At 68.5% G+C, this 7443-nt stretch carries 11 protein-coding genes; 5 read left to right on the forward strand and 6 right to left on the reverse strand.

The features are described from left to right. Positions 1-214 (reverse strand): hypothetical protein (locus tag SREC43747_RS20000; protein WP_037332574.1); only part of this gene is annotated, 214 nt, incomplete at its 3' end. 38 nt (positions 215-252) lie between these two features. Here SREC43747_RS20000 and SREC43747_RS0118425 point away from each other — a divergent pair. Further along, positions 253-1392, forward strand: a complete 1140-nt coding sequence (locus tag SREC43747_RS0118425; RefSeq protein ID WP_029722860.1) for a cystathionine gamma-synthase — start codon at positions 253-255, stop codon at positions 1390-1392. A 1-nt stretch (position 1393) separates the two neighbouring features. Here SREC43747_RS0118425 and SREC43747_RS0118430 read toward each other — a convergent pair whose 3' ends face one another. After that, positions 1394-1636: a hypothetical protein gene (locus SREC43747_RS0118430; protein ID WP_029722861.1), complete on the reverse strand. Its 243-nt coding sequence runs from the start codon at positions 1634-1636 to the stop codon at positions 1394-1396. Between the two features lie 120 nt (positions 1637-1756). Here SREC43747_RS0118430 and ilvA point away from each other — a divergent pair, with 120 nt between their 5' ends. Beyond that, entirely contained in the window at positions 1757-2968 is a 1212-nt protein-coding gene (gene ilvA / locus SREC43747_RS0118435) for a threonine ammonia-lyase (RefSeq protein WP_029722862.1), read from the forward strand. An 81-nt stretch (positions 2969-3049) separates the two neighbouring features. Here ilvA and SREC43747_RS21185 read toward each other — a convergent pair whose 3' ends face one another. The 3 genes from SREC43747_RS21185 to SREC43747_RS0118445 form a co-directional block, all read right to left on the reverse strand. Next, the gene (locus tag SREC43747_RS21185) at positions 3050-3304 is read right to left on the reverse strand and encodes a hypothetical protein (RefSeq protein ID WP_152528473.1); all 255 of its coding nucleotides are present in this window, start codon (positions 3302-3304) and stop codon (positions 3050-3052) included. A 34-nt stretch (positions 3305-3338) separates the two neighbouring features. Further along, positions 3339-3830 carry a transcription elongation factor GreA gene (gene greA, locus SREC43747_RS0118440; RefSeq protein ID WP_029722863.1) on the reverse strand — a complete coding sequence of 164 codons (492 nt, stop codon included), beginning with the start codon at positions 3828-3830 and terminating at the stop codon, positions 3339-3341. 178 nt (positions 3831-4008) lie between these two features. Next, positions 4009-4446, reverse strand: coding sequence for a DUF4307 domain-containing protein (locus SREC43747_RS0118445; RefSeq protein ID WP_081722685.1), 438 nt, complete (start codon positions 4444-4446; stop codon positions 4009-4011). Between the two features lie 191 nt (positions 4447-4637). On the opposite strand from SREC43747_RS0118445, the gene mca reads away from it, so the two are divergent. Further along, positions 4638-5519, forward strand: a complete 882-nt coding sequence (gene mca, locus SREC43747_RS0118450) for a mycothiol conjugate amidase Mca (RefSeq protein WP_029722865.1) — start codon at positions 4638-4640, stop codon at positions 5517-5519. Further along, complete coding sequence (locus SREC43747_RS0118455; RefSeq protein WP_051388148.1) at positions 5516-5860, forward strand: hypothetical protein; 345 nt, start codon at positions 5516-5518, stop codon at positions 5858-5860. Before mca ends, SREC43747_RS0118455 begins: the two co-directional genes overlap by 4 nt. A 63-nt stretch (positions 5861-5923) precedes the next feature. On the opposite strand, the gene SREC43747_RS0118460 is transcribed toward SREC43747_RS0118455, so the two are convergent. Beyond that, positions 5924-6952 (reverse strand): NAD(P)-dependent alcohol dehydrogenase, encoded by a 1029-nt coding sequence (locus SREC43747_RS0118460; protein WP_029722867.1) that lies wholly within the window; start codon positions 6950-6952, stop codon positions 5924-5926. A 105-nt stretch (positions 6953-7057) separates the two neighbouring features. Between SREC43747_RS0118460 and SREC43747_RS0118465 the strand changes: the two genes are divergently transcribed. Then, positions 7058-7443: DUF255 domain-containing protein (locus SREC43747_RS0118465; RefSeq protein ID WP_029722868.1), on the forward strand; the 386-nt coding region annotated here is incomplete at its 3' end.

A 7443-nucleotide genomic window follows, 5' to 3' on the forward strand; every position in this document is an offset into this window, starting at 1 on the left:
CATCGGCGGCCTGCTGGACGAGGTGGCCCGCGCACATCGAGACGACCAGCTTGCCCGCCGGCAGGTTCGGTGCCACCTCGTCCAGCAGGGCTTCGGCCAGCCGCCGCAGGGCGGTCCGGGTGGCTTCGGCCAGCCCCCGCAGCAGTGGTGAACCACTGACCTCGAACGCGGCTCTCGCCCATTCGGCGGGAGCCGTTCTTTCTTCGCGGGTCACTTCGGCCGTCCGCCGGTTGTGCGGCTACGCTGCTCCGTATGAGCGATGGCTTCGCGACCCGGGCTATTCACGCAGGGCAGGACGCAGACCCCACCACCGGTTCGGTGGTGGTGCCGATCCACGCCACCTCCACCTACGCCCAGGACGGGGTGGGCGGTCTGCGCAGCGGGTACGAGTACTCGCGCACCGGGAACCCCACCCGGACGGCGCTGGAGCAGTGCCTGGCCGAGCTGGAGGGCGGCCGGTACGCCCGGGCCTTCGCGTCCGGGATGTCGGCCACCGACGCGGTGCTGCGGGCCGTCCTGCGCCCCGGTGACCACATGATCATCCCGGACGACGCCTACGGCGGCACGTTCCGCCTCATCGACAAGGTGCTGTCCGGCTGGGGCGTGGAGTACACCCCGGTTCCGCTGTCCGATGTGGATTCCGTTCGGGCCGCGCTGCGCCCCAACACCAAGCTGATCTGGGTGGAAACACCGACCAACCCGCTGCTGAACATCGCGAACATCGCTGCGCTGGCCGAAATCGCCCGCGGCGCGCGGGTGAAGCTCGTCGTGGACAACACGTTCGCTTCCCCCTACCTGCAGCAGCCGCTGGAACTCGGCGCCGACGTGGTGGTGCACTCCACGACGAAGTACATCGGTGGACACTCCGATGTGGTCGGTGGCGCGGTGATCACTTCGGACGACGAGCTCGCCGAGCAGATCGCCTTCCTGCAGAACAGCGCCGGAGCCGTGCCCGGCCCGTTCGACGCGTGGCTCACCCTGCGCGGCATCAAGACCCTGCCGGTGCGGATGGACCGGCACAGCGCCAACGCGGAGCGGGTGGCGGCCGCGCTGCAGGGCCACCCGAAGGTCGCGAAGGTGCTCTACCCCGGGCTGCCCGAGCACCCCGGTCACGAGGTGGCGGCCAAGCAGATGCGCTCCTTCGGCGGGATGGTGTCGTTCATCCACGCCGACGGTGAGGAGGGCGCGCTGCAGGTCTGCTCGCGGACCCGGTTGTTCACGCTCGCCGAATCGCTGGGCGGGGTTGAGTCGCTGATCGAGCACCCCGGTCGGATGACCCACGCCAGCACGGCGGGTTCGATGCTCCAGGTACCGGTGGACCTGGTCCGCTTGTCGGTCGGGATCGAAGACGCCGCAGACCTGGTGGACGACCTGCTGGCCGCGCTGGGCTGACCTACTGGGCCGGGATGTCGACCGGCGGGGCGGTGGGCTCCGCCGGCTGCGGCACCACGGGCAGGTCCTCCGGTTGCAGGCAGCCGCCGACCAGCTCCACGGCGCCGCCGCGCCACCGGTAGCTGCCGGGGTCGTCGCAGCCCGCGTTCAGCACGGCCACCACGGCCGCCGCGGACAGCGCTGAGGCGGTGGCGATGCCGGCGACCAGCGCGGCGGTGCTGGTCGAAGGCGTTGGCTGCGGCATGGATCCCTCCCCACCGGATTTGTCCGCCGCACCGGCTTGTGCCAGCCGAACGTGGTGTTCTTCGAGGGTACCGAAGTGAAAGTGGACGTAGCCGGCGAACCGCGGTGGCAGGATGAACCCATGCGGTTGGTGGATTCCGCTCAGATCGAAGCTGCCGCTGAGCAGCTGACTGGGATAGTGTGGCGAACCCCGCTGGAGTACTCCCGGTTCTTGGGGGAGCTGTGCGGTGGGGACGTCTACCTCAAGTGCGAGAACTTGCAGCGCACCGGGTCGTTCAAGTTGCGAGGCGCCTACGTGCGGCTGAGCAACCTCAGCGCCCGGAGCGAGACCGACAAGGTGGTCGCGGCCAGCGCGGGCAACCACGCCCAGGGAGTCGCGCTCGCGGCTTCCCTGCTCGGCATGCGCTCCACGGTGTTCATGCCGCAGCGGGCCCCGCTGCCGAAATTGGCCGCGACCAAGTCCTACGGCGCCGAGGTCCGGCAAGTGGGCGTGGTGGTGGAGGAAACCCTGGCCGCGGCGCAGAAGTACGCCGCTGACACCGGAGCGGAGTTCATCCACCCGTTCGAGCACCCGGACGTGATCGCCGGTCAGGGCACGGTGGGCCTGGAGATCCTCGAGCAGCTGCCGGAGGTGCGCACCATCGTGGTGCCCACCGGCGGGGGCGGGCTGGTGGCCGGGATCGCGGCCGCGGTCAAGGCCAGCCGCCCGGAAGTGCGGATCTTCGCCGCCCAGGCCGAACAGGCCGCGGCGTGGCCCCCTTCGCTGGCCGCGGGCGAACCGGTGGCGTTGGAGAACCCGCAGACGATGGCCGACGGCATCTCCGTGGGCATTCCGGGGGAGATCACGTTCGCGCACGTGTCGAAGTTCGTGGACGGCGTGCTGACGGTCAGCGAGGAGGGGCTCTCCCGAGCGCTGCTGCTGTGCCTGGAACGGGCGAAGCAGGTGGTCGAACCGGCCGGGGTGGCCGCGGTGGGAGCGCTGCTGGAGAACCCCGAGCAGGTCGAACCCCCGGTTGCGCTGGTGCTTTCCGGCGGGAACATCGACCCGCTGCTGCTGCACCAGTTGATCCGGCACGGCATGACCTCGGCCGGCCGGTACCTGTCCTTGCGGGTGCGGCTGCCCGACCGGCCGGGCGTGCTGGCCAGGATGCTCACCACGCTCGGCGAGCTCGAGGTGAACGTGCTCGACATCGAGCACTCCCGGGTGTCCGGCGCGCTGGCCCTGGGGGAGGTCGACGTGGAGATATCGCTGGAAACCAGGGGCGCGGAGCACCAGGAGTACGTGATTTCCGAGCTCGAGTCCGCTGGCTTCGTGATCGTCGCCAAGCACTGATCTTCCCCGCGCTCGCGTCGCGGAGCGGCCGCACCTGCCGGTGAGCTGGTCGGTCGCCGCGCGGGGCGGGACCGGACCCGGTCACGTCTTCCACTTCAGCGCGGAGCAGCCCGAGCCGAAGCGGAAGACGCGACCGGTGATCAGCAGCAAAAAGATTTTTTCCGGAAATACCACTGCTGGAGCAGCAGTGACTCGTCCCCGTTCAAAAGCCCCCTGCAGACGGGACACAATTCCTCTTCCGGATTTCTTGTCACTGTGGTATCGATTTACCACAGCTGTACCGGCGGCAAGCCGGAATTGCGGAAAAATTTCGGCCACATAAACCGGTGCGGGCATCCGGTTGGGATGCCCGCACCGGAAGCCTGGAAATTCAGCCGCGGAAAGGTTCTGCTTTCAGCAGGGTCACCTTCATCGTTCCGCCGTTCGGCAGTTCGTACTCGCGAGTTTCCCCGACCTTGGCGTCCAACAGGGCCCTGCCCAGCGGCGAGTTGGGCGAGTACGCCTCGAGGTCGCCGTAGGCGCCCTCCTCGCGGGTCGCCAGCAGGAAGGTCTCGACGTCGTCCTCGTCGTCGTCGTAGCGGACGGTCACCACGGAACCCGGCTTGGCCACGCCGGACTCGGTGGGCACGTCGCCGACCTTGGCGTTCCGCAGCAGCTCCTGCAGCTGGCGGATGCGGGACTCCATCTGCCCCTGTTCCTCACGCGCCGCGTGGTAACCACCGTTCTCCCGCAGGTCACCTTCTTCGCGGGCCTCGTTGATCTTCGCAGCGATCACCGGGCGGTTGGCCACGAGTTCGTCCAGCTCGGCCTTGAGCCGGTCGTAAGCCTCCTTGGTCAGCCAGGTCACCTGGGTATCGCTCACGGTCACCACTCCTTGTCGACACGGCCGCACTATTCGCGGGCCTTCCCAGTCCCGTTGCAGGGGGGCGCTAGGAACGGAAAAACACGGCCCGCTCGGGCCGTGCCTATGGCCGACGATAGCACGGAACCGCACGCGCGGGGATAGGAATTTTTTCTCCCCTATCGTCCGAGGGCGCTGTTCACCCAACCGGCCGCGCGTTGCTGGACAAATATTCAGGAATGGTGTAGGTGCAGCCGAACACCTCCCCCGTGGTTGCTCTGGCCGAGGTGCGCAACACGGTTTCGTGAGTAACCGGGCCGTCCGCGGCGGGGATCAAAACTTCCTTCCGGCCGACTTCCGCGCCCGATTCCTCCCTGGCGCGCACGACGCAGTCGGCGGGTTTGCTCGGGTCGTCCCGGACGACGCGGAAGGTGATGTGCACCGAGTGGTCATCGAGGACGTCGAAGGCGACCTGCTCTCCGGTGATCGGCTGCGTTCCCTGGTTCTGGTAGCCGATGTAGGCCACTCCGAGCCCGAGCAGCACCGTGACGGTGGCGAGCAGCCAGCGAAGACCGCGGCGCGGCCGTTGCTCGGCGCGCTTGCCGTACCGGTCGGCTGGTACCTGCGGTTGCGTCACGGTTGGCAGCCCTCCGCCTGTGAACTGCAGAACACCAACCCGCCGTTGGGCGGGGCTGGCGCAATCGGTGCCGGGCCACCAGGAACAATGGCGTCGGCATCCACGTTAAGTATCGCTGGGGTGTCGTGCGGCCATGCAACGGGGCCGGGTGTTCGGAAGATTTGCTGTTCAGCGGGAGGGACAACCGGGCGATGGCGGACAAGCTGCGTCTGATGACGGTGCATGCGCACCCCGACGACGAATCCAGCAAAGGAGCCGCAACAACCGCGCGGTACGTGGCCGAAGGCCATGAAGTGATGGTTGTCACCTGCACGGGCGGAGAAGCCGGGAGCATCCTCAACCCGGCGATGGACAAGCCGGAAGTCGCGGCGAACTTGCCGGCCATCCGCCGGGAGGAGATGGCGAAAGCGGCCAAGATCCTCGGCGTGCAGCACCGGTGGTTGGGGTTCGTCGACTCCGGGCTCCCCGAGGGGGATCCGCCGCCGCCGCTTCCGGACGGCTGCTTCGCCACCGTGCCGCTGGAGGAACCCACGCGCGCCCTGGTCGAGGTGATGCGCGAGTTCCGACCGCACGTGGTCGTCACCTACGACGAGAACGGCGGCTACCCGCACCCCGACCACATCCGCTGCCACGAGGTCTCGGTGGCGGCCTTCGAAGCCGCCGGGGACCCGGACGAGTTCCCCGGCACCGGCGAGCCGTGGCAGCCGCTGAAGCTGTACTACTCGCACGGGTTCTCCCGCAAGCGCATGGAGCTGTGCCACCAGGCCATGAAGGAGCGGGGCATCGAATCGCCCTACGAGGAGTGGCTGAAGAACTGGGACCCCAAGCGCCCCGACCCGTTCGACCGGGTCACCACCCGGGTCGAGTGTGGGGAATACTTTGAGGTGCGCGACGACGCGTTGCGCGCGCACGCCACCCAGATCGACCCGAACAGCCGGTGGTTCGCGATCCCGCTGGACATCCAGCGCGAGGTCTGGCCGTACGAGGACTACGAGCTGGTGCGGTCGCTGGTCGACACCACGTTGCCGGAGGACGACCTGTTCTCCGGAGTGCAGGAGAAAAGCAGCACATGAACGCCCAGGCAAATCTCGCTCTGATCCTGGCCCAGGCACCGCCGGACGCGCCGGGCGGCCAGGGGGAGGACTTCGGCAAGGCGTCCCCGCTCGGCCTGGTGCTGATGATTCTGCTCGGCATCGGCATCGTGCTGTTGGTGCTGTCGATGTCCCGGCACCTGAAGAAGGTGCCGCACACCTTCGACGAGGAGCGCGCCGCCGCGGCGGCCCCGGCCCGGAGCAAGCGCGCCGCAGCCGGGAGCTCGGAGGAGGACGAGGAGCAGCGGTCGGAGGATCAACCCGCCGACCAGAAGCGAACGGCTTCGGACGGGAGCGGACCGGACGACGACGAACGCGGCTGAACCGCGCCCGCGCGCACCGGCTCCCGGGAACACCCGGGAGCCGGTTTTCGCTGTCCGGGACGGTTACCGGGACGGGACGACCACGGATTTGACCGCGGTGGGGTCCTGGGCGCTCGCGGTCAACGCCTGCTCCACCTCGTCCAGGCCGAAGTGGTGGGTGACCAACCGGTCCAGGTCCACCTTTCCGGACGCGGCCAAGCTGATCGCGGTGGGCCAGGTGTTGGCGTACCGGAACACCCCGGTCAGTTCGATTTCGAAGTTCTGGACGTGCGACAGCGGCAGCGGAAGTTCGTCCCCGCCCATGCCGACCAGCACCACCCGACCAGCGCGCCCCACCGTGCGGATCGCTTCCGCGGCCGCCTTCGGCACCCCGGAGCACTCCAGCAGGACCTCCGGCTCCAGGCCCGCTTCGGAGAGCGGTTGCTCGGCCACGTTGACGGTGACCGCGTCCGCCAGTTCCGCGGCCAGGCGCAGCCGGTGCGGGTTCACGTCGGTGATCGCGACCTCGCTCGCGCCGAAGGCGCGGGCGGTTTGCGCGGTGATCAGACCGACCGGTCCGGCGCCGGTGATCAGCACCCTGGACCCGGGGGACACCCGGGCCTTCTGGCACGCCCAGACGCCGACCGACAGCGGCTCGATCAGCCCAGCGGCGTCGTCGGACAGCGAATCCGGCACCGGGTAGACGAACTCCTCGTGCACCGCGACGTACTCGCAGAACGCCCCGTCCACCGGGGGCGTGGCGAAGAACCGCATGCGCGGGCACAGGTTGTACCGCCCGGTGCGGCACTGCGGGCACGACAAGCACGGCATTCCGGGTTCGATCGCCACCCGCTGGCCGATCCGGTGCTTCTCGGCCTCGCTGCCGCGCGCGACCACCACACCGCTGGCTTCGTGCCCCAGGACCAGCGGACCCTCCACGACGAAATCGCCGATCCTGCCGTGCTCGTAGTAGTGCGTGTCCGAACCGCACGTGCCCACGGAACGGACTTCCACCAGGACTTCTCGAGGACCGGGGACGGGAGTCGGTCGTTGCTCGACGACGATGTCCTTGATGCCCCGCAGCACAGCGGCGCGCATGGTCTCGGCGGTCATAGGTCAGCTCCCAGCGTCTGTTCGTCGGTGCATGGCAGAAGATGGTGCTGTTGAAGCCGAGGATGCAAGGATGCGCCCCTGTTTGCCCAGTGGGAGGCTGGAGGCATGGCGAACCGGTTAGCAGACGCGACGAGTCCCTACTTGCTTCAGCACGCCGACAACCCGGTGGACTGGTGGCCCTGGTGCGAAGAAGCGTTCGCTGAAGCGCGGCGCCGCGATGTGCCGGTTCTGCTGTCCGTCGGCTACGCCGCTTGCCACTGGTGCCACGTCATGGCGCACGAGTCGTTCGAAGACCCCGAGACCGCGCGGTTGATGAACGAGCACTTCGTCAACATCAAGGTGGACCGGGAGGAACGACCGGACATCGACGCCGTCTACATGGAAGCCACCCAGGCCATGACGGGCCAGGGCGGTTGGCCGATGACGTGCTTCCTCACCCCGGAGGCCGAGCCGTTCCACTGCGGCACCTACTACCCGAAGTCCCCGATGGG

It is taken from the genome of Saccharopolyspora rectivirgula DSM 43747, assembly GCF_000497205.1.
Classification (GTDB): domain Bacteria; phylum Actinomycetota; class Actinomycetes; order Mycobacteriales; family Pseudonocardiaceae; genus Saccharopolyspora; species Saccharopolyspora rectivirgula.

Coding starts and splice junctions, on each gene's coding strand:
- SREC43747_RS0118455 (WP_051388148.1), top strand. CDS start 5,516: ATGAACGCCCAGGCAAATCTCGCTCTGATCCTGGCCCAGGCACCGCCG.
- SREC43747_RS21185 (WP_152528473.1), bottom strand. CDS start 3,304: ATGCCCGCACCGGTTTATGTGGCCGAAATTTTTCCGCAATTCCGGCTT.
- SREC43747_RS0118430 (WP_029722861.1), bottom strand. CDS start 1,636: ATGCCGCAGCCAACGCCTTCGACCAGCACCGCCGCGCTGGTCGCCGGC.
- ilvA (WP_029722862.1), top strand. CDS start 1,757: ATGCGGTTGGTGGATTCCGCTCAGATCGAAGCTGCCGCTGAGCAGCTG.
- SREC43747_RS0118425 (WP_029722860.1), top strand. CDS start 253: ATGAGCGATGGCTTCGCGACCCGGGCTATTCACGCAGGGCAGGACGCA.
- mca (WP_029722865.1), top strand. CDS start 4,638: ATGGCGGACAAGCTGCGTCTGATGACGGTGCATGCGCACCCCGACGAC.
- SREC43747_RS0118460 (WP_029722867.1), bottom strand. CDS start 6,952: ATGACCGCCGAGACCATGCGCGCCGCTGTGCTGCGGGGCATCAAGGAC.